Source organism: Marinomonas rhodophyticola, from assembly GCF_026113935.1.
Taxonomy (GTDB): domain Bacteria; phylum Pseudomonadota; class Gammaproteobacteria; order Pseudomonadales; family Marinomonadaceae; genus Marinomonas; species Marinomonas rhodophyticola.
Genome location: NZ_JAPEUL010000007.1, coordinates 779,553 through 805,170, shown reverse-complemented (window position 1 = coordinate 805,170; position 25,618 = coordinate 779,553). Strand labels below are relative to the sequence as shown.

Here is a 25,618-nt window from a genome sequence, read left to right as displayed (position 1 = left end):
TTATCTCTCCCCTTTCACTTACTCAACTTTTGACCTAGATCAAACGGACCTTATTTAGATCACTAATCCCACCTTCAACGCTTGAGTTCAATCAACACGCAGGTAAACTCCGCCCGTTTTGATAGATCGGTGAATACCATGTTACAGCGTCCAGAATTATTGTCCCCCGCAGGTTCATTAAAAAATCTACATTACGCCTTCGCCTACGGTGCCGATGCCGTGTACGCAGGACAGCCACGCTACTCATTAAGAGTACGCAATAACGAGTTTGATTTGGAAAAACTTGGCATTGGTATTAATGAAGCACACGAGCTAGGCAAAAAGCTCTATGTGGTCAGCAATATCGCACCACACAACGCAAAACTGAAAACCTACTTGCAAGACTTGGCGCCAGTGATTGACCTCAAACCAGACGCCCTCATTATGTCCGATCCAGGTACTCATTATGATGGTTCGCGAAGCCTTCCCCGATCAGCAAATTCACCTTTCAGTACAAGCCAACGCGGTGAACTGGGCGACCGTGAAATTTTGGCAACAGCAAGGCATTTCCCGCGTAATTTTGTCGCGAGAACTGTCATTGGATGAGATCGAAGAAATTCGTCTAAAAGTGCCAGACATGGAACTGGAAGTGTTTGTACATGGTGCACTCTGCATGGCCTACTCTGGTCGTTGCTTACTGTCTGGTTACATGAACAAACGTGATCCGAACCAAGGTGCCTGCACCAACGCCTGTCGCTGGCAATACAACGCCCATGAAGCCAAGCAAGACGACGTAGGCCAAATCATTGCCAGCAGCGCTGCCCTTTGTCAACGCAAACGTCGGCGGTGCAAATTCAGGAACCCACCGACCAACTGTTTTTGCTACAAGAGCATGGCCGCCCAGACGAATACATGCCAGCCTTTGAAGACGAGCACGGCACCTACATCATGAACTCAAAAGACCTGCGCGCCATTCAGCACGTAGAGCGATTGGTCAAAATGGGCGTGCATTCATTGAAAGTAGAAGGCCGCACAAAATCCTTCTACTACTGTGCCAGAACCGCACAAATCTACCGCAGAGCCATTGACGATGCTGTAGCGGGTCGTCCTTTCGACACCTCACTGATGAACAGCTTAGAAAACCTTGCTAACCGTGGTTACACAGACGGCTTTTTACAGCGCCATCGTCACGTAGACTTGCAAAACTACGAAACTGGCAATTCCATCAGCGAACAACAGCAGTTTGTTGGTGAAGTGATCGCCAGCAACGACAATGCCCTCACCATTGAAGTGAAAAACCGCTTTAGTCTTGGCGATTCATTAGAGCTGATGACACCAAAGGGCAACGTCACCTTTGCATTGAACGAGCTAAACGACAAACAAGGTCGTCCTATCGACGTTGCCAAAGGCAGCGGCCACATAGTGAACCTACCTTGTCCATCTGGTATCGACGCCAACATGGGGATTTTGCTGCGCAACTTATCCCAAGGCCAAACCACACGTCAGCCACATAGTAAAGCAAGCGCGTAAGAGACCGTCATGGCACTACTCATCAACAACCGTTGTATAAACTGCGATATGTGCGAACCCGAGTGCCCCAATGACGCTATCAGCATGGGGCCAAAAATATACGTCATCAATCCCGATAAATGCACCGAGTGTGTTGGTCACTACGACCAACCTACCTGCGTTGCTGTCTGCCCGATCGACTGTGTAAAACCCGATCCAGACAGACGTGAAACAGAAGAAGCGTTATACGAAAAGTTTGTAGAGATGTACTTTGACACCAGCATTTAACGCCCTGCCAATATCAAACGCATCTTAGATTGCTGGCAAGTTTTGAGCTAACCATTGCTGGAATTGTGCTTTCGGTAAAGCGCCGGATAGACGTGCCACTTCTTTGCCATGATGAAAGATCATCAGAGTCGGGATGGAGCGAATATTAAAGCCGCCTGCCGTCGTTTGGTTCTGCTCGGTATCCAGCTTCACAAAACACGCTTTTGTCGACATCTCACCGGCTACCTGTTCAAAAACAGGCGCAAATTGCTGACACGGCCCACACCAAGACGCCCAAAAATCGACAACTACGGGTAAATCATTGTCTGTAATATAACGTCTAAAATTTTGGTCACTGCCTTTGACAGGACTGGTAGAAAGAACGGGGTTCTTACACTTGCCACAAAGAGGCTTATTGCCCAGCTTGTCTTTCGGTACACGGTTCTTTGTCGTACAACTTTGACAAACTATTTGTATCGGTGAATTGGTCATTTTGAGCCTCGTAATTAAGTGCTTGCATTCATAAACAGGTCGGAATTAAATCGAAATACTTCATGTTTGCCAACCTCGAAAACGAAAAAAGCGAATCACTTGATCCGCTTTTGATAGTACACACCACTCCACTCACATCGTGGTGCTACTCTTCTGCATCCGCATGAGACACCGCTTCAAAGGCGTCCATTTGCTCAAAGTTTTCCAACCAAAAAGACGAACTCACCAAGCTAAATTGACGAGCCACGCCATTATCGGCTATCTGTTTTAACTGCCACACAATGCCTTTCGACTCAGGAAAGTGCTTACCTTTGATTTGGTCTTCATATAAACGATTAATGAGCGCGTCATCACCTTGCCCACTCGCCAATAATCGCACAATAGCCGAATGCATAGAGATATCAAAAATAGCCATATCTTCTGCATGCGCTGCGCTGACGGCCAGCGTCATTTCAGCCCCCGTTGGCTTGGCGAATTTACCATTAAAGGCTTCACGCAAGAGTCCATAAGCATTAAAAAAACGCTCATGATACAGGCAATCGGGGTATTCTTCCCATGAGGATTCATTCAACATATCACGACTCATTTGCTCAACCTTGCCACGAGACAACTTAGGAAATAAGTGCGTCAACACCACCACAGCAGCGTCTTCCGGCTTTAGATCACTTAGCGACATCAAGCACATTTCGCGCCGCTCGGCCGCGTCCATCGCATCAACATCGTCATCAAAATCCATCAGCGTCAGAAGCGCTTTATAATCCTCACCAGACCACGCATTTGAAATCTTACTAATCTTCTTAAAGGAATCGATTTGAACGGTAAACTTAGCTTGCATCGAGCACTCCTATATGAACGCCAACATTGCAGAAAATAACGCTAAAAGGCTTTATAAATAGCCCATGATGATCTTATAAAAAAAACAGACCGAGTTACCAATGTACCCTGAGTGGAAGCAACATGCTATCCATAGAAAGAAATGTTTTAGAAAGGGATTTCACAGAAAAAAGAAATGCCACACAAAAACACATGAGCAAGATAAGAGACTAAGTGGCAAGCTTAATGCCGCTGCGCAGGGGCTTTAAAAAACGAAAGAATAATTAACAACAAAGGGCTAAACCAGAGAACACTGTCTTTATCCTACTGGTTATCGCCAACAAGAAAATTACTTTTTGATAGGAAAAGTACGATACCAATCCAAGTTATCTACTTCCATATCGACTGGTGCTTTAACCACTTTTTCACGGCGTTTAAAAAGGCTCGTCAGTTTATCGAACAAACCGTTTACACCGGTGACTTTTAGCGTGTCTAATACGTTAGAAGATAAAGGTTTGCTGTCGACTGCGCTCATAATAATCACTCCGAATAACAGGGCATAAATAGATATAATTCTATTACTTGAGCCATTTTAATCAGAGGAAAGCCACCAAACAAACGATGCTTTTTCACGAAAATGCTGAGTTTTGTTCAACTATTAGATAATTGGGTAGCCATCATGTCACAACTTATCAGGTCAGATAAAAGCATTCTATTCTTTATCTGACCGTAAGTTCGCATGTCTATTTAAAAAATTAATACCCTTTAGATGGCGGAGCTTCCTGATACTGTGGAAGACCATCGGCCAACGCTAACCACGGCTGCTTAGAAGACACCCAAAAATGCATGTCAGGTGTAAACAGTGATGAATCATCCAGACTGCCCACCGTCAAGCCAATAACACCAGCGGAAGAACGTCGAGAAAACACACTTGAACCACAATGTGAACAAGCCCCCGTTCAAGTGTCTCAGAAGAATAATAGGTATTTATCGGCCCAGTGATAGACACATCATCAATACGCATTAACACGCGTGCATTAAAAGCCGCACCGATAGCTTTTTGACATTCATGACAATGACACACTCTCTGATTCAACGGCTCCGCTGTTGTCTCATATCGAACCGCCTGACACAGGCAACCACCTCTAAACGTAATCATTTTATAATCCTTCTTCGTATTAGGCTAACTTTGATAAGCAACTCTATTTCCATACCAATAAAAATTAAAGCTAATTTCAGAGGTATTATGCAGAACTTAGTATGACTTTCACTCATTGACCGAAGAACTAAAACACCAAGGTCATCACACCAAATGCCACGACGCCACATAAAATAGGCAAGCCCATAGAGTGAGTACGCGTCCACACGCCATAGGTAACCAGTACTCCAACGCCTGTCGCTAACCAAGCCAAAATGTCAGGGTGAGCCGGCACTAAAGAAGTACCAAACATGGCAGCAATCATCGTTGGGCCTAAAATGGTTAACCACGTCGGCATGGATCCGATGCCATCCTCTGTTTGTCTTTTCGCCAAGCTTCGCTTCATCCAAATGTACGGTAAAAGACGAATTAAATACGTGCCAATAGCAATGCTGACCAGCGCCAGCCACATAGACATACCCATGCTTACTGCCCTCCCAAAATACGTTGGTTTTTAAGTGCGTAAAACAGCACTGCACCGCTCATAGCCGCTAATGGAATAGCGAGATTCGGGTAACCTAGCACCTTCAGAATAACAGCGGTCACAGCAGACATCGCAATCGTGAGTGACCACAAGCGATTATTGCAACGAGGCACAATTAAAACGAAAAACAAAGCGGGCAATGCAAACGGCAAAACATCATTGATTAATGGCCAGCGTTGCGTCAATTCTCCCCTGCAATCGCCCCCAATGCAGTACCTAAAACCCAACTTAGCCAAGCCAACACCGCTGCGCCTGCGTACCAACCTATGCGCGCCTGATCTGGAAGCTGAGGCAGACGGGCATGAGCCAGCGCAAAAATTTGATCTGTCAAACCATGCATTAATGGCAACCACTTCTTGTCTTGATTTAAAAAGGGAGACAGATTTGGACCATAAACAACATGCCTTGCATTGATCAACAAAGTCATGATGACCACCAGCCAAAGCGGAGCGCCAGATGCTGCCATAGCAACAAACAAAAACTGTGATGCGCCAGCGTAAATAAAGGCAGAGATAAGAATCGTCTCTAACACACTAAAGCCCGATTGAATGGAAATCAGACCAAAAGAAATAGCCACCGGAATGTAACCGCCAAGCAGCGGAATCGCATCTTTTACCCCTTGTTTCCAAGGTGTTCCGGCAAGAGTTTGAGTTGTTGTATTCATGATAAAAGATCCTGTTTAGTGTCGTCCTGTTTAACATCAGCCTGTTTAGCATAGGTAATGACCATCATTAAGGTCGCCCATGAATCGTCTGTTTGATAACGATGCGGCACATCGGCGGCAAACGTATGCGTTTTACCAATGTCTAAATAGCGCAAGTTATCATTTTCACCCGCCAGCAATTTCCCACTGATTAAGGTGATGGCTTCTGTCGTGCCAGCAATATGCGGCTCAGATTGCTTAATGGTATTGGGCGCACAAGACATCCAATACACATCCACCCTCGGGTTGTCGTTGCCTTGGTCAATCAGCCTAACCTGCACACCGTTTTCTCCCAACGGTGATTCCACACTGGCAACCAAATCCCCAAACGGGACATCCAACTGCACCGCCAACCGCCAAATCGTTTCTAAAGTCGGATTACCGTCACCCTGCTCAATGCGAGATAAGTTCGACTTAGCCAGCCCCGCATCCTGCGCCAACTGAGACAAAGACAAGCTCTTTGCCATACGCAACTTTTGTATATTTCGGCCCAACGAGCCGAGAATCGGTCTATTCATCATATCTCTCAAATTTGTTCTATATAAAGAACGTTCTATATAAAGAACAAATAAAAGTCAATGAAGTTATAGAAAATGCAGGCGATTTTGGGAGGGTGACAGGCTCAACGAACCACACTTTGGCAGACTCATCTGACCCTAAATTACGCGCTCCTTCTCAATAAAAACCATAAAAATCAAGAATTACAATAAAAAACGAACGAGAAACCTTTAGTAACCATTTCCAAACAGTTTTCATATTTCTTATTTTATTATCTACAAGTACATTTACTGTAATTAATTTTTATTGAGTGATTTTTAAGAAGATAAAATATGAGTAATAGCTTATCAACTATAATGATTGTTGACGATTCACCTTCTGATCTTTCGCTAACAAGTGCAATACTAGAAAGTAATTTCGCTATTATTAAAGCAAAATCAGGATCTCAAGCTATAAATCACTTCATCCATTCTGAGAATATTCCAAAAGTGGTTCTTATGGATGCTTCCATGCCTGAAATGGATGGCTATACCACTTGTAAAGAAATTAAGAAACTCGATCAAGCCAATAATACAGAGATTATCTTTTTAAGTGGTCACAGTTCAATCGCAGAAAAGCTACAGGGCTATGATGCAGGTGCCAGCGGCTATTTGACTAAACCTTTTCAACCACTTGAATTAATCGAAAAAATAAAACTTGCAGTCGCTCGATTTGATCAAAAAGAAAATTTTGAAATGCAATCAAAATACGCAATGGAAACGGCTATGTCTGCCATCATGGATGCAGGGGAGCAAGCTACTGTAATACATTTTATGCGCCAGTGTTTAATTTGCCCTTCAGTTGAGGAGCTAGTGACTTTGGTTAGTAGTTCTGTTTCCAGTTTTGGCCTAACCAATACAGTTGAATTACGTACACCTTGGAAAAAAATACACTCTTCATCCAATGGTTCTACATCCCCATTAGAAATCGAACTGCTAACAGCCTTACAAAATATTGGAAAAATTACCCAGAGAGGTAAACGACTTATTTTAAATTTTGGCGACATTTCTCAATTTATAAAAAATATGCCAGAAGAAAATCCCGATAAATGTGGACGACTAAGAGATCACCTTGCTCTCATACTAGAAGCCGCTAATAGCCGCCTTCAATCTTTAATTCTTGCTGGAGACATTAAAGAACTTATCCTTGAAAGTAATGAACACATTCAAAAGCTTAGTGAAAGTCAATCCATACAAAAGCAGAAAAATGTAGCAATTATGGATGAGATGCATGATGAAATTCAAAGCGAGTTTTTTACATATGGCCTAACCGAAGAACAAGAAAAAATATTACTAGCGATTATCGGAAAGTATTCAGAAAAGATTTTTGAATCTTACGAAAAAAGCCTAAAAAATGACGCTGAGCTGTTGCTCATCACCTCAAAACTGAAAAAATCAGTCGATAGGCTTTTTTAATATAAATGTTTATTAAGGATTTTTTATGTCTAAAACTGTTCTAGTTGCTGATGATTCAGCGTCTGTCAGACAAATAGTGTCCATGGTATTGAAAAGTAGCGGCTACACAGTGATCGAAGCAGAAAATGGAAAACAAGCATTGGCTAAACTTGATGGCCAAAAAATACATTTGATTATTAGTGACGTCAATATGCCAGAAATGGATGGGCTAACTTTCATTGAAAATGCCAGAAAAATAGAGACTTATAAATTTACTCCCATTTTAATGCTGACAACTGAAACGGATCAAGAGCTAAAAGATAGAGGGAAAGCACAAGGTATTAAAGCATGGTTAGTAAAACCATTTCAGCCACCTGTATTTTTATCAGCCATTTCAAAGTTGACTTGATGGATCACTAATATGCCAAATGCTGAATTAGTACTTAAAAATGGTGTTCTACAACTGCCAAAAGACATGACAATTTTTAATACTAAAAATATTTATAATGCATTTAAACTGCTGCCATGTGATCCCGCACACGTCATCATTCTAGATTTAGACCCCATTGAAGAAATGGATGGCGCTGGTATTCAGCTTTTGTTGGCGTTTTCTCATCATTTGGCACTTCAAGGCATTGCCGTTGAAATACAAGGTGGTTCACCAGATACACTCAGGCTACTTGAGCATACCAACTTTTCTGCTGCACTAACGCACCTGGTGACATCATGATTGGTCCAGTCGATACGTTTAAAACAGAGGTATTAGAGCATCTAGCTTCTTTGGAAGCCGTGTTACTAGAACTCGAAATAACGCCTAAAAATCAAGAACTGATTAATACAGCTTTTCGCTCTATACACACTATTAAGGGTGCTGGCGGAATGTTTGGTTACCACCAACTAACCAGTTTTACACATCACCTTGAAACCGTATTAGATCAAATCAGAAAAGGTGAGCTGTCATTTAATTCTGATTTAATTGGAGTGTTTTTAGATGTAGGAGATTTCATTGCAGGCTTATTAGAAGATACTGATTTTTCCGAAGCGCAAATTACGGCTAGTCAAATTCATCTAGACAAATTATATGACAAAATCAACTCAAACGATCGCCCTAAAGTTTTAGATCAAAGCATTAATACACTTGAAAAAAATGATTCCCTTTCACAAAGCTGTTTTCAAATCTCTTTTAAACCTGATTTAAACTCATTTAAATCAGGTTTAGACATCGCACCAATTCTCCGCGAGTTACACAGTTTTGGCCCATGTTATGTTGAAACAGACATAAGCCGTTTAACGGAATTCGAGCAATTTGAGCCAGAAGAATGTGTACTAAGCTGGAAAGTTATCTTAATTACCCATGAACCTCTACCCTCTATTGAAGACACCTTCATGTTCGTTGCTGATGATTGGCAAATTTCGATTGAAGCTATATCTTCTGATGAATTACCCAATGAGACTCAAAACACACTTTGTAGAAACCCCAGCGAAAATTCATATCGAGACAATCTCTTCAAATAAGCAAGATGGATGTCATAGCAATAATCTCGAGAATCAAAAATCCATACGCAATATCACTACATCAGAGATGAACGACCCAACAATCAGAGTCCCATCATCTCGCTTAGATAAGCTTATGAACCTGGTTGGGGAGCTGGTGATTGTACAAGCACGATTAAATCAAGTTGCCGCATCTGAATATAATGAAGACCTTTTATCGATCGCCGAAGAGCTGGATCAACTGACAACTCAGATGCGTGATCAGACATTTAGTATTCGCATGTTGCCAATCGGCACCACATTCGGAAAATTTCGCCGACTAGTCCGAGACTTGTCTAAAGAGCTTAATAAACAGATTGAACTCATCACCATAGGTGGTGAAACCGAACTAGACAAAATGGTGTTAGACAAGTTGTCCGACCCGTTAATTCATCTTATTCGCAATAGTATTGATCATGGAATTGAAAGCAGTGATGTACGTCTATCAGAAGGTAAACCTGCAACAGGTAGTATTACGTTAACTGCTCGACATGCAGATTCTCATGTTGTCATTACCATACAAGATGATGGTAAAGGTCTAGACACAAAACGAATTCACGAATTGGCTATTGAAAGGCATTTAATCACACATGATGCTGAACTGAGCACAGCAGAGGTTCACCAATTGATTTTTGAACCTGGTTTTTCAACAGCCAAAGCCATTTCTGATATTTCTGGTCGTGGGGTTGGAATGGACGTTGTTAAACGCTCCATACTGGAACTCGGCGGTACAATTTCCATTCACTCCAAAGAAGGAGAAGGAACAGAATTCTCCGTTCGGCTACCCATGACTCTTGCGATCATTGAAGGACTAATGGTGAAAGTTGGTGATGAATATTATGTACTCCCTCTTAGTAATGTTGAAGAGTGCATAGAAATGCCTGCCAATTTACGTGCACATGTTCGCACACGCCAAATCATTGAAGTACGAGGTGAGCAAATTCCTTTTTAATTCTACGAGATTGGTTTGGCGTTAATGCACCAAAGCCTATGTATGAACAAATTGTGATAACCCACATTGGTGAGGAAAGATTTGGTTTTTGCGTTGATGAGGTGGTTGGTCAGTACCAAACCGTTATCAAACGATTAGGAAAGTTATACCAAGGGGCAGAAGGATTTAGTGGTGCCACCATATTAGGCGATGGAAGTGTCGCTATGATCCTTGACCCTGCTGCTTTGCTGGAAGCTGCTGGTCGGGACTATTCATCTAAACAAATTCATTTAAAGATTGCGAAATAAGAGGTTCAACATGAATCGAGTTTCATTAAAAACATTAATTGTCTCAGCGTTTATCTTACTACTTACATTAATGGGTATAACCAACTACCTTGGAATATTTTCACTCTCGGGGATAAATGAAAAGCTTAACAACATCGTCGATTTTTCCGCTCGAAAAGTAACTCTAGCAGAAGAAATGCGCCAAGACTTGCTTTACATTTCCCGTGCTGAGAAAAATATCATTTTGTCAAATACCGCGGAAGAAATGGACGTATTCGCTGCTGAAGCCCAAAAGAAACAAGCTGAGCTTCTGGGTTATTTTGAAGAGATTCGCTTTATTGCCAACGATGAAGGCAAACAGAAGCTGGATCAGTTTGAGTTATCTTGGCAAAAATATTTAGATATCAATGCAGAAATTCGTCGACTCGCGCGCTTAAACTCAAATGTGCGAGCAGAACAGTTAAGCAAACTTGATGCCCGCCATCAGTTCGATTTATTACAAACTGCAATTACTGATATGGCATCAGATATAGAAATGCGTACTAAGGTATACATAGCTAGTGATAAACGAGAGTCAGATCTTGAGCTTCAACGCGAGCTATTGCATATCAATATTATGTTACTGCAAATTCAGCGTGCCGAAAAAAACCTAATCATGTCGCTATCTGAAGATGAAATGAATGATTATGACACTGAAGCTAAACAACTGATAGAGAAGCTAAATATCTCTTTAAAGCGCATGGATTCTTTGATTCAAAGTGATGATTCGCAACAATTAACCGTACTACGTAATGCAGTCACCAGCTACTTGGCCTTGCATAATCAAGTTAAAGACATCAGCCGCGAAAATGGCAATGCTAAAGCATTTGCACTATCAACCACTACGGCTAGAGAACAGCTTGAACAAGCAGAGCAGTATCTTGCTGGTATTATCCAAATAAATACAAACAACATGAACCAAGACAAAGAGTTCAGCGATACGGCCTACGCAAACGCGCGTCTGGAATTGATGAGTGCTTTTGGAATATCAGTAATACTAGCAGTACTAATTGCGTGGGTAGTTATCCGCCGTGTTAACCTTGTAAGTCGTATTACCGACCTTATTGGCAAAGGCGATCTGACTTCAGAATTTGACCCGAAAGCTAGCGACTCGGACATTTATGGCGTGCTTCGCTCGATGAACACGAGTTTAAGCCAGATCGTAGGTGAGGTATCTGAAGCAGCCAGCAATGTCGCCGCAGGCAGTGGTCAGCTCAGTGCAACAGGACAACAGATTGCACAAGGTTCAACAGAACAAGCAGCATCATTGGAAGAAATTTCATCTTCAATGGAAGAAATGGCGTCCAATATTGCTCACAGCGCTGACAATGCACAACAGACAGAGCAAATTGCTCGCAAAGCTGCCGTCGATGCAGAAGCGACAGGTAAAGCCGTAAATGAAGCGGTTGAAGCCATGAAAGAAATCGCCGACAAAATCGGTATTATTGAAGAGATATCTCGTCAAACTAACCTACTAGCATTGAATGCGGCCATTGAAGCCGCTAGAGCAGGTGAACATGGAAAAGGCTTCACTGTCGTTGCTGCCGAAGTTCGCAAATTAGCAGAGCGCAGCCAAACAGCAGCGGGGGAAATAGTCGCTCTTGCAAAAGGCAGTTTAGAAGTATCTGAACAAGCAGGAACCATGTTGGCACAATTACTTCCCGACATCCGAAAAACATCAGACTTAGTGCAAGAAATTAGCGCTTCAGCACGAGAACAAGATGCGGGTGCAGTCGAAGTGAATAAAGCGTTACAACAATTAGATCAAGTTGTACAGCAATCCGCAGCCGCCGCTGAAGAAATGGCATCCACCTCTGAAGAATTATCTGCTCAAGCTGATCAGCTCACTGAAACAATGAAATTCTTCAAACTCAAACACGTTAGTGGCAAAGCACCTAAAGGTAAGCTTACAAATCATACGGGGGAAATCAGCGAAATCAACACGCATGTTATCGGCTCGAAAAGAGACACAGATTCAGCATGAGTCCTCCGGCATCGACTTAGACCTAGGCGATGACAACTCTGAATTTGTTCGGTACTAAGCCTAGAAAATTGGGGGGCACACTATGACAACAGAAAAAAACACCTCGATTTCGTCTAAGCATGCGGAAGCCGTTAATTATCGAAATGTCCAGTTACTGACGTTTTTATTAGATGGTGAAGTATATGGTGCGGACATTATTCAAGTACAAGAAGTACTTGAATATCGCAAGGTCACACCTGTGCCAAGGATGCCTGAATTCCTTTTAGGCGTTATCAACTTACGCGGACAAGTAGTAGCAGTTGTTGATCTTAGAAGACAGTTTGGCATGGACGTCATGGACATCACAGTCAATACATGCATTGTTATTGTTGATGTGCAATTAGAAGGTGAAAGCGTTGCGCTTGGGTTGCTTGCCGATGCAGTCAAAGAAGTCATAGAACTAGAAGGCAACAATATTTGTGCGCCACCAAGAATCGGTAGCCGCATTAATGCGCATTTTATTAGTGGGATGGGAAAACATAATGATGACTTCATTATTATTTTAGACCTTCCAAAAGTTCTTGCTGATGACGACTTAAATCAAGCAATTGAAACAATGTCCGATGCGAGACTCAGACCATTCCTAATAAGAAAGGCTATAACAATATGTCAGACACTTATGCGCTTCCTTCATTAAAAGCTGATCCAATTAGTGAGGTAGAACATCGTCTTGTTTCAGAATTTGTAGAAAGTACTGCAGGCATTCAAATGCCTGCGTCTAAACGCACTTTGATTGAAACACGACTACGTAAGCGCCAAAGGATTCTGGGGTTTAGCAATTTAAGGGATTACATCCACTTTGCCTTAAAAGATTTCGAAGGAGCCTCAGAGCGTCAAAATTTATTGGATGCCCTAACAACCAATAAAACCGATTTTTATCGTGAAGATGCCCATTTTTTGTTTCTAAAAGCGTATTTGGATAAGCATCGTTATCACTCAAAAGACCCCCTTAAGATCTGGAGCGCAGGGTGTTCTAGTGGTGAAGAACCTTACACATTATCCATTGAGATGCTAGAAATTCAGCGTCAATACCCAAGTTTTGATTTCCGAATTACTGCCACAGATATATCTTCCAAGTGCTTAGATAAAGCACGCACTGCTATCTATCCACACGAGAAAGTAGAACCCATTGAGTTGGCGTTAAGGCAACGCTATCTGCTTCGAAGTAAAGACCCACGTAAAAACATTGTAAAAATCGCCCCTGAAGCTAGAGCCCCCGTTAAGTTTGATTACTTTAATTTAATCACTGGCGATTGGCATAATTGGCAAGCGCATTTCGACGTGATTTTTTGTCGTAACGTGATGATTTATTTCAATAACCTAGATCGAAGCCTTTTAACTGAGCGATTTTGCCATGCATTAAAACAGGGAGGCATTCTGATGATTGGCCATTCAGAATCTCTTATTGATAACACAGGCCTGTTCGAACGCTTACAACCTACGATATATCGTAAATTATAAGGCGACTGTTTATGAACAAATCAAAAATCAAAGTCTTAATTATTGATGACTCAGCCTTAGTTAGACAAGCTTTACAAACCATTCTGAACGATGACCCAGACATAGAGGTAGTGGCTACAGCGCAGGACCCATTTGTGGCCGCGGAAAAACTAAAAAAAGTCAAACCGGATGTCATCACTCTCGATGTAGAAATGCCGCGAATGGATGGTATTACCTTTTTAACCAAACTAATGAAGCAACACCCTATTCCAGTAGTAATATGCTCTTCTTTAGTCGCAGATGGTTCACTAACAACCACCAAAGCCCTAGAGGCTGGTGCGGTTGATATTATTTTAAAACCCACTTTAGGTACACAAAGATTTATTGAGGAATCGAAAGAGATGATAAGAGATGCTATCAAAGCAGCATCTCATGCTCGTGTTTCCAAATTGCAGCGCCCTAATACTCCCGAACAAAAACTAAGTGCAGACGCAGTATTATCGAAACGTCTACCAACACTAAAAGCAATGGAGGAAACAACGGAGAAAGTCATTGTCATTGGTGCTTCGACAGGAGGCACAGAAGCTATAAAAGAAGTGTTAATGGGCATGCCACTTGGTTGCCCTGGTATCGTTATTGTTCAGCATATGCCAGAAGGCTTTACTCGTTCGTTCGCACAACGTTTAGATGGACTGTGCCAAATTCATGTTAAAGAAGCCGAGAATGGCGATGCCGTCTTACGAGGACAAGCTCTAATAGCACCGGCAATAAGCACACTCTTCTAAAACGCAGTGGGGCGCGTTACTACGTAGAAGTAAAAGAAGGACCACTTGTTTCAAGACACCGCCCTTCTGTAGACGTTTTATTCCGATCGGCAGCTAAATACGGTGGTAGCAATATTGTCTCTGCAATTTTAACTGGAATGGGAGATGACGGTGCAAATGGAATGCTGGAACTACACCAAGCAGGTGCTTGGACGTGTGCTCAAGACGAAAATAGCTGTGTTGTCTATGGCATGCCCAAAGAAGCCGTTTTACGAGGAGGAGCCTCAGCATGAATTACCTCTAGATAAAATCGCCGACAGTTTGTTAAAAGCATTTTAAGCATGGAAATTACAAAGCAGCGTATTATTTTACATGCTGGCGACTATTATTTTGGTAATGAACAAGCCCAAGTACATACCCTATTAGGCTCATGTATATCCATTGCTCTATGGCATCCAGAAAAACGTATTGGAGGCATGTGCCATTTTGCACTTCCCTACCGATTTGAACGTAATGACCAACGATTAAACCCTAGATTCGCAGATGATTGTATGACGTTGTTCGCACGCTCTGCGAAGCGAAACCACACACAATTACGAGACTATCAGGCGAAAATATTTGGAGGCGGCAATATGTATGAAAAACAATATCGTACTGATCAATCTGATCCCAACAGACGTCCTGTTGGGGAGAAAAATGTCGCTGCTGCATTTGAATTACTTAGCAAACATGAAGTTCCTATTTTGGTCGCCCATGTTGGTGAATTTGGTCATCGTAGAATTGTGTTTGATATTGAAACAGGAGATGTCTGGGTGAAATTCTCTCCCATTATAAAAATGGGCAATCAGGAATCACTAACAGGCGTTTCCTAACTAGCAACTTACTTCAATTTACGTATCAAAATACGATACATGAAGCTGTTGCTGTTTGAAAATGTATCAATCAAGGCGCGAAAAGTGTGGTGTAGTGTCCTACATAAATATAGAAGCTCTCAGGCGGTCATTAACTGTATGCTAGATTTATACTTGACTCCCTTAGCAAAGATGGGCAGCCCTCCCACATTTAATTTAAAAAGACCTTGTGGCCGTATGTTAATACGTTCTTTATGGGGAATGCTCGCCTAAATATTTTGGCTCTTCTGCAACAATTCTATTAAAACTTGTTGCACAAATTTGCGTTGTGTGGTGATGGCGTAAAAGTGTTCGTAAGCGTCGGGTAGGCGTTGATATTCTTCCAGCAATCCTTGTCGAATTTCGTCTTTCACAACGACGGGTGGTAGCACGGCTAAGGCGCCGCTGTCCCTCGCGAGAAGACGCAGCATCGCCATGTCATCGGCTTCAGCTTTGACATCAGGCTGATACTGCCATGTGGCACAAAGCAGGTTAAACGCCGTTCGGATTTCGGTGTTTTTCCCTGGTAGTATCCAATGAGCCGATTCATACCCTTGCGAAAACGGTGTGTGTATCTTACTTTCTTTCGGGCCAACAATAGCGAGCGGCTGACGGGAAACTTGTTGCACAATCCAAGGCGCGTCTTTTGTTTCGACACTAACAGGACGATTGGTCAGTACAAGGTCCAATTCATGATTGGTTAAACCATTTAATAGGTCGCTCATGCCACGAGCGGTCAATGAAAAGCTCACCTCAGGTTTGGCCAGCAGTGGGCTGACAAAGTGCTCAACGAAGTTTCTCGATAACGTTGGCAATACCCCAATGGACAAATGCTGAGTTTCAGCAAGGATGCCTTTGTTTAAGAAAGATACCTCAGGGTCAGATGAAAATAAAATCTTGTGTAATGTTTGAGATTCACATAGATTAGCTTAAGCCTCTTTAAAATATCCTTATTTTTTCAATATTTTTTACCACTTTATTGTCACTTCTTGTTAACTATTGTAAGTCTGCTTGATGGACATTTTATCGCTAGAGAGCATTCGCTCTGTATATTCCAAAACGGACACTCCGACGTGCTCAACAAAACTAAAACAATATCTGTTGTATTTAATTATTTTTAAAACGTCCAAGACAGTGTTTCTGAAAAGCCGAGAGCACCTTGGGAAGATGTTCTGGTAAATCTTCGGCGATTAAGCCAATGCCAACATTATTACCTACCTCACCATGCAACCATACCGCTATGGAAGCCGCATCAAATGGTGACATGCCTTGTGCAAGTAAGCCGACGATAAAGCCAGCCAATACATCCCCGGATCCTCCCGTGGCAAGATACGCTGGCGCATTGGCATTGATAATTGCTCGGCCATCTGGCGAGACAATCACCGTATCTGCGCCCTTTAACACCACGACAGCACCGCTTAATTTGGCAGCCATACGCGCTCGCGTTAATTTGTCGTCAGGATGGCTTTTATTAACTTCAGGAAACAGTCGCGCAAACTCGCCTTCGTGGGGGGTCATCACGCAAGGACCATTAATGGCGTCAAACAGAGTTTGTGGGTCTTCTGCAAATGCACTGAGCGCATCCGCATCCAACACGGTGGCACGATTCGTTTCCAGTGCTGTGACCACGATTTTTCGCGTGCGAATCCGTTCAAATCCCGCCAATCCGGCCCCAGGCCCAACGGCAATGGCGTTATATCGCGGATCTAATAGCAACTCTTCAAAATCTTCTTGTTCTTGACTCACCTCTAGCTTCGCTACCATCACGCTCGTCATCGCAGTCGCATAAACAGGCCACGCTTTAATCGGCACCGCCAAAGTCACTAACCCAGCCCCGATTCGCATAGCGCCACGAGCCGTTAAACGACTGGCGCCTGTCATGCTCTCCCCGCCGTAAATCAGCGCATGACCACGGTGGAATTTATGTCCATCCGTCCGCGGCCAAGGGTAATTTCGATACCAAAGCTCAGGACTATTTTCCCATGCTTGAAGGTTTAACTCATTCAACACCATTTCAGGAATACCGATGTCCGCAACCACCAGCTCACCACATAATGCACGACCAGGGAGCAGCAAATGTCCCGGTTTTTTGCGGAAGAATGTCACAGTTAATTCAGCGGGTGCTACAGCTCCAAGCGCCGCACCTGTTGTGCCATCCACGCCACTGGGCACATCCACCGCACAAACGGGCACTTTTCGTGCGATTATAGCGTCAACCATATCGCGAGATTTGCCTTCTAAAGGACGAGTCAAAACCGCACCAAACATGGCATCAATAACCAGATCAGTTTGCTCTAATAAATCAACAGAATAGGCTTCAACCTTAAGGATCCCCACAAATATAGAGTGATGCCCACTTGTTGGTTAAACTATTTTCGCCAAAAAATAAGCCAGACAAGGGGCATCACATTGTTATTATCGAGTTTACTTCCTGACAATTCAATCTCCATTGATAAGCGAACCTATACAGCTTTATCAGATGCAGTATCCTCCGTTAAAGAAGGCGCCAGATTAAGCCTAACGGCAATTGGTAGAAAACTAGGAGAAGACGCTAACGTCATTGAAAAATATTGCATTAAACGAGTTGATCGACTGTTAGGAAACATCCAATTACACCAATGCCGAAATCAATTTTATAAGACCCTTGCCTCTCACTTTTCTTCACAAGAGTTCTTGCCCATCATTGTTGATTGGTCAAGTGTTTATGATTTTAGCTTTGTTTTACTGCGCGCCTCAGTGGCCTTTCAGGGAAGAGCTTTCACCTTATATGAAGAAGTACACCCTGAAGGAGCTATGAATAATCATAAAAGACATGTCGACTTCTTAAATAATTTAAAGCAAATACTTCCCTCTGACTGTACCCCTATTATCTGCACGGACGCAGGATTTAAGGTTCCGTGGTTCAAAGCAATAGAGCAATTAGATTGGTATTGGCTTGCACGTACACGTGGAACGGTAAAATGCCAAACGGATAAACGACCACAATGGACTCTCGTTGACGGTTATCATCATCAAGCCACCACAAAACCAATGGAGTTGTCCGGCTTGCGTCTATCAAAACAACAACAATGGCCTTGTCGTGGTGTTTTGTATAAAAGTCCACGCCCTACAAAGAAAAAAAGCAAACCCGTTAAAAGACCAAACTGTAACAATTATAAGAAGTGCTCTAAAGCAAACAGAGAGCCTTGGTTTCTAGTCAGTAACTTGCCAAAAGGCGAGTTTCCTCCTCTTGCTCTAGTCAATATTTATAAGCGCAGAATGACCATCGAAGAAGCATTCCGAGACACGAAGAACGAATATTATGGGCTAGGACTAAAACGTAGCCGAAGCCAATCTATTGAGCGATTACAAACCCTTCTGTTAATTGCCTTACTTGCTCAATGGTGCCTTTACGTCATTGGGAAAGCGGCAGAGATGCAAGGTTATCATCGTCATTTCCAATCAAATACGATAACAACGAGGCGAGTATTGTCTTATTGCTATTTAGCCAAAAGGATCCTGAAAACCTCCCGTTATGAAATAACAGAAAAAATGTTATTTGAGGCGTTAGACCTTCTTCTATTGGAAACCAAGTGCTAGAAATAAATGTGGGGATCCTTAAGGCTTCAACCTCACCTTGCCAAGCCTGATAGAAATATTTGGCTTCAGGCGATAATTTTTCAACAGCCCCCATAAAAGCCAACCGCACAGGCCAGCCAACGGATCCTAGTAACTGAGCGACAACAAAACCATTGCCACCATTATTACCCGCCCACAAAGCACTAAAACAGAACACTTAGACCAACGCTGCATCAACGCATCCACTACGGTTTTCCCCGCTGCGGCCATTAAATCTATCGCAGGCACACCCGCCACCACTGCGGCTTTGTCTGCCTCAGTCATTTCGCTTGCGGTTAGAAGTAATTGAGTGTTTGGGTTTAACGCATTAATCATGATGTAGTAGTCAACTTATTCCGAATCATAAATGAGATTACTCATCTAGTTTAGCGAGCACCATTACATTATTAAAATGATACGGCCGACTCCAAGTAACTTATAGATCTAAGTATAGCGTTAACATTTGCTCAGTACTAAAAAACCAGACACTGTGTTTAAGATCCGCCGAAATTGGACCCACATATTATTAAAACACTTTCTTTTTTGCAGCAATGTTACCACTTGAAACTGTTTCTTTTTTCATCAGAGTACAGATACAACTTAAAGTTGTATTGAGAAAAAAATAATTAATACTAACTCCTAGCTATCGCATTTAACGGATTAATGACCATGTCTAATATCAATAAAGTTTTTAGCGCTTCTTGTTCCGTAACCAACCTGCCCCAAATGTCAGGCTCCTCAATTTCCTCTATTAAAAGCGGCACTCTGCTTTCCTCCACTGGCCAATGCATTCATTTACGCCCTTACCATACCTTTGGCCGTTCAACTGAATGCCACACTAATCTGGCTGGCGCTGATATTTCGCGTATTCATGCCATTATTTATTGGCAAGACAACAACTGGTATATAGAGGACAGAAGTAAGAATGGCGTCTGGCTCAACAACAACAAAATCCTCAAAGAGCAACCACATCTACTACACGAATCAGACAAAATTATTCTATCTTCTAAAACGGGTGATGCTTTCATCATGGTAAATGACCTTAAACCCTGTGATGTATTAGTCAGCATGGAACGAAATAAAGCAGCAATCTACCTTGAAAGACCTGTCACATCGGTAGAAAAAACGCTTAATCTTTTTTATGAAAATGAAGGTTGGTACATTATTTATGATGATGAAAGAGAAGAAAGCAAGGCCATCCAAGATGGCCACTGTATTTGCATTAACGACTCGCTTTATCGCCTACAAAGCAATCGAATCGAGTACCAAACCTTTGAAAATAAGCCAACCGCTAAATCGCTTGATGATCTCGAATTAAGTTTACATGTTTCTGATAATGAAGAAGAAATCCAACTCCACATAAAGGATAGTAAAAGCGCTTCTGTGATCGAAGGTCACCGTATTCAGAGCCAATTATATTTATTGCTTTGTTTGGCTCGCAAATCCATCGCTGATAAAAACCAAGGCTATTCGGAATGCCATTGCGGCTGGATTAACCTAGATGATCTCTCTAAAGCACTTGGCATCGAACCCGACAACACTCGCATTCGACTTCATCGCCTACGTACAAGAATTCGTGACACCGTCAATTTTAGCGGTGTAGATGCTTGTCAGTTATTGCAACTTCAAGATGGGGAAGTAAGGCTGAATACATCTAAAGTAGAAGTAATCAAAGGAACTCTGTCAGAAACAATGTTAGGAGCACACTGACTATGTCGGTGGTTGCCATACAGAATGAGTTTGTCCATCTTCAGTTTGACTCTGAAGAATATGACCTACAACATAAAATCGGTCAAGGCGGCTTTGGTTCGGTATTTAAGGCTATTCATAAAAAAACCAAACAAACCGTTGCCATAAAATTCCTCCAATTTGCAACACAATCCACTCAGAAACACAGGCAGCAACAATTGGCTCGCTTTGAACGAGAAAGTAATTTCGTTTGCCAGCTGTCCCATCCACATATTGTTCGCTTACTGGATAAAGGCCGCATTGACGACAACACTCTCTATAGTGTTTTTGAGTACGTGGATGGTATTTCACTCAGCGATTACCTCAAACAACATGGCGCCCTAAGTGTGGCAGAAACACACGCCATTATGCTGCAAGTTCTGGACGCCCTAGTACACGCCCACCAGCAAGGCATCATTCATCGCGACATCAAACCCTCTAACATCATGATCTTGCAGACTGGGGCAAAGCATCATATAAAACTATTGGATTTTGGCATCAGTACACTCACGCTAGGACAAAGGGCAGAAGACTATAAGGCCCTCACCATCACCCAAGAGTCCATCGGCACGCCAACTTATTGCGCCCCAGAACAGCTACGCGGTGAGACTCACTACTTTCAGTGCGGACCTCTACATGTGGGGTCTGGTCTTTATTGAATGTTTAACCGGTGCCCCAGCCATCAATGGTGCCAGCATCGCAGAAATTTATCATAAACACCTCAACGACATTCCAGTGCCGATACCGGCGGCCCTTCATTCACATCCACTGGGCCAACTACTGCAAAGAAGCTTACGCAAAAATGCCAGTGAACGCATCAATAGTGCCCAAGCCCTTTACAATGAATTAAATGAACTGATTACCCACAACTTAGAAGGTCGTTTTCTACCCGTCACATCACAAAACCACGGCCTCGATGACACTCTAGTATTACGTCAAGACGACCCAAACCATTTAGCCGTCAACGCCACTCAAGCCACAGAACGCAAGCAAATTACCACCCTCGCCTTGCGTATTCGCGTCAAAAACCTTGAAGAAGATATCGCTAACACAGACACCGCCGACACAGATGTGGTTGAAACCCTATTTCAAGCCACTCGCAGCCAATGCGTCGATGTCGCCCAGCGCTATGGTGGCTTTCATGTGGGCAATTTAACGGGGTTTTCTGTGTTTTACTTTGGCTACCCAGTTGCCACTGATCACGATGCCCGTTTAGCCGCACGCACCGCATTGGAAATCATCAGCTTAACCAAAAAACAACAGTCCTATATGAGTGCCCGCCACGGCTGCGAATTTGAGCTTAATATCGGTATTCACACTGGCATCTTATTAAAACGCGGCAATACTGTACCCGATGGTTTTGCCAGCCATCACGCCAGTGATCTAGCATTACAGGCACAAGGACAAAGCATTCTGTGCTCCCTTGACACCAAAACCATACTGGACAACTACTATCAGTTTTCCGAGCGTCAATTTTCCGAACACAAAAGCGCACAGCAAAACTACACTCAACTCATCGCCGAACGCGTCATAGAAGCATTTGGCTTTATGCGTGGCGTGCGCAACAACCACCCACTGATCGGACGCGCCACAGAGCTAGACATTTTACGCAGCGCCCTGGAAAACACCACAAACCACAGCAGAATCATTCATTTACACGGTGAAGCGGGAATCGGTAAATCACGTCTCATCCATGAGTTCCGGCAGCTAGAATCCAAGCGAACGCATCATATTTTCCAAGCACTACCAGAACACCAAAACAATGCTCTTTTTCCTATTCTATCCGTTATAAAACGCCTACTAACGTCGCTCTTTAACCAAAAACAAATAGCCAAGGAAAGAATAGCCCAGAAAAAAACAGACCAGCAACAAACAGAGCAGCCACAAAGCCAAGGCAAGCAACTCACTCAGTTGATAGAAAAGGGGAATTTATCTGGACCAACAGCGGAAATCATCACTCTTTTAGCTGCATGGTTAAACATTAATGACATTGAAAACCGTCAGTTATCCAGTCTTGAACCCACTGTACAAAAATCCCTCTTATTTGAAGGATTGACTTATATTCTTACCTGCTATCAGCAGCAAACGGCTCAATCCAGCAAGTCCGCAGAACATGTTTATATTTTTGAAGACATTCACTGGGCAGACGCTACCACTGTAGAATTCATTGCTTATTTAGCAAAGCAAGACAAGATACAAGGCATTATCACCACCTCGCGCCAGTCGGCCCCTGCCGTCTTTGCAAATAATCCGTTGACCCATATTCCACTCGAACAACTAACAGAGACTGCCACAGAAGAATTCATTCATACTCTGTTTGAAGGGGCCAATATTGCCAGCCGAGTAATGACGCTACTGGTGGCTCGCACTGATGGCATTCCGCTTTTCATTGAAGAACTGGTTTCCATGCTCAAGCGTCGTCAATTGGTTCAGCTAACAAAGGGTACTATCGACTTTATTGATCCACAAAAAATCGATGACATTCCCAGCAGCTTGCGCGAGTCTATACAAAACAAAATCGACGGCCTTATCTATGCCAAAGACACCTTACAACTAGCAGCCGCTATTGGTCGCCAATTTGATTACAATCTATTGATCGCCGCGTCTCACTTTAGCGAACGGCAAGTTCAAAACGACTTAGCAGAACTGATCGACAACCAACTCATTATCCAGCAACGTCACGTCGATGGTGACCGTTACCTGTTCAAACACGCCTTGGTACGAGACGCAGGCTATGACAGTATTGAGCGAAAGGCACGACTAGAGCTACATGCACGTATTGCTGAATCCATTATCAATACCACAGAAAACATTGACCGCTTTGTCGCCACCGACCTCGCACAACACTATGAAAAAGCCCAGCAACATGACAAAGCCAGCGCCTACTACTACCAAGCTGCCAGCGAAGCCGAAACCACCTTTGCCGTCAACGATGCCATACACCTATACCAAAGTGCCTTAAATGCTCATCGAAAGATGGCCCCAGAGCAACAGCAGAAAAAAACGCAACAAGAGCAACTCAAAGCCATACTAAAAGGCCTTGCCAACTGCCTCGCTCGGGACGGACAACACGACAATGCCAGACAAATACTGCAAGAATTCATCGGCCTTCTAGAACAAGCAAACAACTACCAAGCCTTAGCCTCGGCACAAATCGCCCTCGGCAAAACCTACGAAGTGGTTCATCAACATGATGATGCACTCAAGCACTACCAAGCGGCTCATGTTTCACTATTAAAAGCGCCCCATTCAGACACGCCGGAAAAATCCGACTGGTGGAAAATTTGGCTAGAGATACAAAGCGCCATCTTGTATGTGCATTATTGGCTAGGAAATACTGATGAAATGAAGTTGATTTTTTCAGAAGTTGAACCTGTTATTCAAATCATTGGGGACAATAAGCAAATTGCCAAATATTATGATGACAAGTTACATATACAGTTTAGAGATAAACGCTATAGACTTACATCAGACGATTTAGATATTGCTAGAAACTCTGTAAAATATGCAAAAAAATGCAATGATAAAGGAATACTATCCAATGCTCTTTTTGTTCTTGGTTTTAGTTTAAATCTTTGCAATGAGTATTTTGAAGCTGAAAAAATATTACATACTGCTCTTGATTTTTCTAAAGCGAATCAGGATAAAGTTCTTCAAACACGTTGCTACACATACCTTTCAGTTTCTTATCGGTTACTGAATAATATAAATTCAACACAAGATTTTGCACAGAAAGCATTAATACTAGCCCATGAAACTAAAATGGATGATTATGTTGCCGTCGCGTTAGCTAATCTAGCCTGGAGCTATTTTACAAAAAAAATACAAACAAGCAGCAACCTATTTGGCACAATGCTTAATCCAATGGAATGATGTGACAACACGCTTAGAATACCCATTTTTATGGTTATCTCATTTACAGGCTATCGCGCTATGCGGTGTAAATAATGACTTTGCGGATAAACACATTCATCAAGTTCCCAATTTTGCGACAATATTACTTGACCCGAGACAAGTTCCCTTTCCACAGACTATCGAACAGCTACTCTTGCTGCTGTCTGATATTAATAATATTTCTCAACGAACTTCTCTCATCGAGAAGCTCACCGAAACCGCGGCCGAACATCGGCTTCTTTAATGGACCTAAAAAAGGAAAAGGCTATGTCAGACTTACAAAACCTTAGCGATGAAGCCATTGCTTCCATGAATGACATTTATGTCATGCTAGCAGAAGACAGCATTGCGTACCTGCCCTATGAGCTTTACTCAGACGAATCCCGCATTATCGAAAAAGTCAATGTCGATGGCACCTTTGCTCAACGCTTCTTTTTAAACAAGGAAGGGGTTTATCCTGCTAATCTAATGGGGCCTGCAGTCACCAAAGTGATTCCATGGAATATAGAACAAGCCGCGGGAAATTCAGGAATCAATCCGGCAGACACCTATCAACCGGGTTATTTTCTCGATTTACGCCAGCTGAAAATGAGTCGTCTTAATATGATACAAATCGCCGACACCGCTCCAGCCGTCGCTGATACGCCCATCCCCAATGGCGCTCTGCCAATAGCCACTAACACCTTTCTTCCTGTACCTAAAGACAAGCAAAGCCAACTAAAAGCTGTGCCAAAAGAGGCGAATTTATATGTAGCCTTCTTTCAAAAGCCGGACAACACGCGCTCTAGCACTGAATGCTATAGTTATTGCGTCAGTTACATTCGTGCAGAAGAAATTAATCAGTATATAGTCGTGCCTAAAACGCCACCAACTCATCAAGACATCTCCATTGAACACCTAAAAACCTATTATGGCGATGCTCAAGTACAGGCAGGAGCAATTAATCCAAAGGATCTTGGGTCAGGTTCCACTACCAAACATAATATTGAATTTGGTTCAGTTGGAGCAATCCCCGCCACATGTTATGTAGCTAACTTAAGAACATTCAAATCTTAACTTAATATCAAGCACCAAAGGCGGACTCCATTTAACGAATCCGCCTAAATTTAATAAAAA

General features: G+C 42.8%; 27 protein-coding genes and 3 pseudogenes. 19 read left to right on the top strand and 11 right to left on the bottom strand.

Annotation, left to right across the window (positions count from 1 at the left end; genetic code table 11):
* The first annotated feature begins 138 nt into the window (after positions 1-138).
* Both trhP and ONZ52_RS12670 read left to right on the top strand, forming a co-directional pair.
* A pseudogene (trhP, locus tag ONZ52_RS12675) lies at positions 139-1,509 on the top strand (prephenate-dependent tRNA uridine(34) hydroxylase TrhP).
* A gap of 9 nt (positions 1,510-1,518) precedes the next feature.
* Positions 1,519-1,776, top strand: a complete 258-nt coding sequence (locus ONZ52_RS12670) for a YfhL family 4Fe-4S dicluster ferredoxin (protein ID WP_265219008.1) — start codon at positions 1,519-1,521, stop codon at positions 1,774-1,776.
* 24 nt (positions 1,777-1,800) lie between these two features.
* Here the strand turns inward: ONZ52_RS12670 and trxC are convergent, their stop codons facing one another.
* The 8 genes and pseudogenes from trxC to ONZ52_RS12635 form a co-directional block, all read right to left on the bottom strand.
* Positions 1,801-2,247: a thioredoxin TrxC gene (gene trxC / locus ONZ52_RS12665; RefSeq protein WP_265219007.1), complete on the bottom strand. Its 447-nt coding sequence runs from the start codon at positions 2,245-2,247 to the stop codon at positions 1,801-1,803.
* Between the two features lie 145 nt (positions 2,248-2,392).
* A complete protein-coding gene (locus tag ONZ52_RS12660) occupies positions 2,393-3,082 on the bottom strand; it encodes a hypothetical protein (RefSeq protein WP_265219006.1) in 690 nt (229 codons plus the stop codon).
* A gap of 327 nt (positions 3,083-3,409) precedes the next feature.
* The gene (locus ONZ52_RS12655) at positions 3,410-3,595 is read right to left on the bottom strand and encodes a hypothetical protein (RefSeq protein ID WP_265219005.1); all 186 of its coding nucleotides are present in this window, start codon (positions 3,593-3,595) and stop codon (positions 3,410-3,412) included.
* Positions 3,596-3,815: 220 nt separating this feature from the next.
* Positions 3,816-3,989 (bottom strand): GFA family protein, encoded by a 174-nt coding sequence (locus tag ONZ52_RS25615; RefSeq protein ID WP_487349004.1) that lies wholly within the window; start codon positions 3,987-3,989, stop codon positions 3,816-3,818.
* A complete protein-coding gene (locus ONZ52_RS25610) occupies positions 3,950-4,219 on the bottom strand; it encodes a GFA family protein (RefSeq protein WP_265219003.1) in 270 nt (89 codons plus the stop codon). The genes ONZ52_RS25615 and ONZ52_RS25610 overlap by 40 nt, the downstream gene beginning before the upstream one ends.
* Before the next feature lie 127 nt (positions 4,220-4,346).
* Entirely contained in the window at positions 4,347-4,682 is a 336-nt protein-coding gene (locus ONZ52_RS12645; protein ID WP_265219002.1) for an AzlD domain-containing protein, read from the bottom strand.
* 2 nt (positions 4,683-4,684) lie between these two features.
* A pseudogene (locus ONZ52_RS12640) lies at positions 4,685-5,406 on the bottom strand (AzlC family ABC transporter permease).
* Positions 5,403-5,963: a helix-turn-helix domain-containing protein gene (locus ONZ52_RS12635; protein ID WP_265219411.1), complete on the bottom strand. Its 561-nt coding sequence runs from the start codon at positions 5,961-5,963 to the stop codon at positions 5,403-5,405. Before ONZ52_RS12635 ends, ONZ52_RS12640 begins: the two are co-directional and overlap by 4 nt.
* 312 nt (positions 5,964-6,275) lie before the next feature.
* On the opposite strand from ONZ52_RS12635, the gene ONZ52_RS12630 reads away from it, so the two are divergent.
* From ONZ52_RS12630 to ONZ52_RS12580, 11 genes and pseudogenes are all read left to right on the top strand, one after another.
* Positions 6,276-7,397, top strand: a complete 1,122-nt coding sequence (locus ONZ52_RS12630) for a response regulator (protein WP_265219001.1) — start codon at positions 6,276-6,278, stop codon at positions 7,395-7,397.
* Positions 7,398-7,422: 25 nt separating this feature from the next.
* Positions 7,423-7,785 (top strand): response regulator, encoded by a 363-nt coding sequence (locus ONZ52_RS12625; protein WP_265218999.1) that lies wholly within the window; start codon positions 7,423-7,425, stop codon positions 7,783-7,785.
* Positions 7,786-7,797: 12 nt separating this feature from the next.
* On the top strand, positions 7,798-8,106 hold the full coding sequence (locus ONZ52_RS12620) for an STAS domain-containing protein (protein WP_265218998.1): 309 nt from the start codon (positions 7,798-7,800) through the stop codon (positions 8,104-8,106).
* Entirely contained in the window at positions 8,103-8,891 is a 789-nt protein-coding gene (locus ONZ52_RS12615; RefSeq protein WP_265218996.1) for an Hpt domain-containing protein, read from the top strand. Before ONZ52_RS12620 ends, ONZ52_RS12615 begins: the two co-directional genes overlap by 4 nt.
* The gene (locus tag ONZ52_RS12610) at positions 8,776-9,861 is read left to right on the top strand and encodes a chemotaxis protein CheA (RefSeq protein WP_321160337.1); all 1,086 of its coding nucleotides are present in this window, start codon (positions 8,776-8,778) and stop codon (positions 9,859-9,861) included. The genes ONZ52_RS12615 and ONZ52_RS12610 overlap by 116 nt, the downstream gene beginning before the upstream one ends.
* Positions 9,861-10,148 (top strand): chemotaxis protein CheW, encoded by a 288-nt coding sequence (locus ONZ52_RS12605; RefSeq protein ID WP_265219410.1) that lies wholly within the window; start codon positions 9,861-9,863, stop codon positions 10,146-10,148. The genes ONZ52_RS12610 and ONZ52_RS12605 overlap by 1 nt, the downstream gene beginning before the upstream one ends.
* Positions 10,149-10,158: 10 nt before the next feature.
* Positions 10,159-12,150 (top strand): HAMP domain-containing methyl-accepting chemotaxis protein, encoded by a 1,992-nt coding sequence (locus ONZ52_RS12600; protein WP_265218992.1) that lies wholly within the window; start codon positions 10,159-10,161, stop codon positions 12,148-12,150.
* A gap of 82 nt (positions 12,151-12,232) precedes the next feature.
* Positions 12,233-12,826: a chemotaxis protein CheW gene (locus ONZ52_RS12595; protein ID WP_265218991.1), complete on the top strand. Its 594-nt coding sequence runs from the start codon at positions 12,233-12,235 to the stop codon at positions 12,824-12,826.
* Positions 12,796-13,650, top strand: coding sequence for a CheR family methyltransferase (locus tag ONZ52_RS12590; RefSeq protein ID WP_265218990.1), 855 nt, complete (start codon positions 12,796-12,798; stop codon positions 13,648-13,650). The genes ONZ52_RS12595 and ONZ52_RS12590 overlap by 31 nt, the downstream gene beginning before the upstream one ends.
* A gap of 11 nt (positions 13,651-13,661) precedes the next feature.
* Positions 13,662-14,686: pseudogene (locus ONZ52_RS12585) on the top strand (protein-glutamate methylesterase/protein-glutamine glutaminase).
* Positions 14,687-14,734: 48 nt separating this feature from the next.
* Positions 14,735-15,265, top strand: coding sequence for a chemotaxis protein CheD (locus tag ONZ52_RS12580; RefSeq protein WP_265218989.1), 531 nt, complete (start codon positions 14,735-14,737; stop codon positions 15,263-15,265).
* Positions 15,266-15,513: 248 nt separating this feature from the next.
* Here ONZ52_RS12580 and ONZ52_RS12575 read toward each other — a convergent pair whose 3' ends face one another.
* Both ONZ52_RS12575 and ONZ52_RS12570 read right to left on the bottom strand, forming a co-directional pair.
* Positions 15,514-16,113, bottom strand: a complete 600-nt coding sequence (locus tag ONZ52_RS12575) for a substrate-binding domain-containing protein (RefSeq protein ID WP_265218988.1) — start codon at positions 16,111-16,113, stop codon at positions 15,514-15,516.
* 277 nt (positions 16,114-16,390) lie between these two features.
* Positions 16,391-17,620, bottom strand: a complete 1,230-nt coding sequence (locus ONZ52_RS12570) for an NAD(P)H-hydrate dehydratase (RefSeq protein ID WP_265218987.1) — start codon at positions 17,618-17,620, stop codon at positions 16,391-16,393.
* 72 nt (positions 17,621-17,692) lie between these two features.
* On the opposite strand from ONZ52_RS12570, the gene ONZ52_RS12565 reads away from it, so the two are divergent.
* Positions 17,693-18,862: an IS4 family transposase gene (locus ONZ52_RS12565; RefSeq protein WP_261599300.1), complete on the top strand. Its 1,170-nt coding sequence runs from the start codon at positions 17,693-17,695 to the stop codon at positions 18,860-18,862.
* Positions 18,863-18,988: 126 nt separating this feature from the next.
* On the opposite strand, the gene ONZ52_RS12560 is transcribed toward ONZ52_RS12565, so the two are convergent.
* Positions 18,989-19,216 (bottom strand): hypothetical protein, encoded by a 228-nt coding sequence (locus tag ONZ52_RS12560; protein ID WP_265218986.1) that lies wholly within the window; start codon positions 19,214-19,216, stop codon positions 18,989-18,991.
* 333 nt (positions 19,217-19,549) lie between these two features.
* Here ONZ52_RS12560 and ONZ52_RS12555 point away from each other — a divergent pair, with 333 nt between their 5' ends.
* The 5 genes from ONZ52_RS12555 to ONZ52_RS12535 are packed head-to-tail and all read left to right on the top strand — an operon-like array spanning position 19,550 to position 25,558.
* Positions 19,550-20,590: an FHA domain-containing protein gene (locus tag ONZ52_RS12555; RefSeq protein WP_265218984.1), complete on the top strand. Its 1,041-nt coding sequence runs from the start codon at positions 19,550-19,552 to the stop codon at positions 20,588-20,590.
* A gap of 2 nt (positions 20,591-20,592) precedes the next feature.
* Positions 20,593-21,267 (top strand): serine/threonine protein kinase, encoded by a 675-nt coding sequence (locus ONZ52_RS12550; RefSeq protein ID WP_265218983.1) that lies wholly within the window; start codon positions 20,593-20,595, stop codon positions 21,265-21,267.
* Complete coding sequence (locus tag ONZ52_RS12545; protein ID WP_265218982.1) at positions 21,245-24,481, top strand: AAA family ATPase; 3,237 nt, start codon at positions 21,245-21,247, stop codon at positions 24,479-24,481. Before ONZ52_RS12550 ends, ONZ52_RS12545 begins: the two co-directional genes overlap by 23 nt.
* Before the next feature lies 1 nt (position 24,482).
* On the top strand, positions 24,483-24,746 hold the full coding sequence (locus ONZ52_RS12540; RefSeq protein ID WP_265218981.1) for a hypothetical protein: 264 nt from the start codon (positions 24,483-24,485) through the stop codon (positions 24,744-24,746).
* 23 nt (positions 24,747-24,769) lie between these two features.
* Positions 24,770-25,558, top strand: coding sequence for a hypothetical protein (locus tag ONZ52_RS12535; protein ID WP_265218979.1), 789 nt, complete (start codon positions 24,770-24,772; stop codon positions 25,556-25,558).
* The last annotated feature ends 60 nt before the right edge of the window (positions 25,559-25,618 follow it).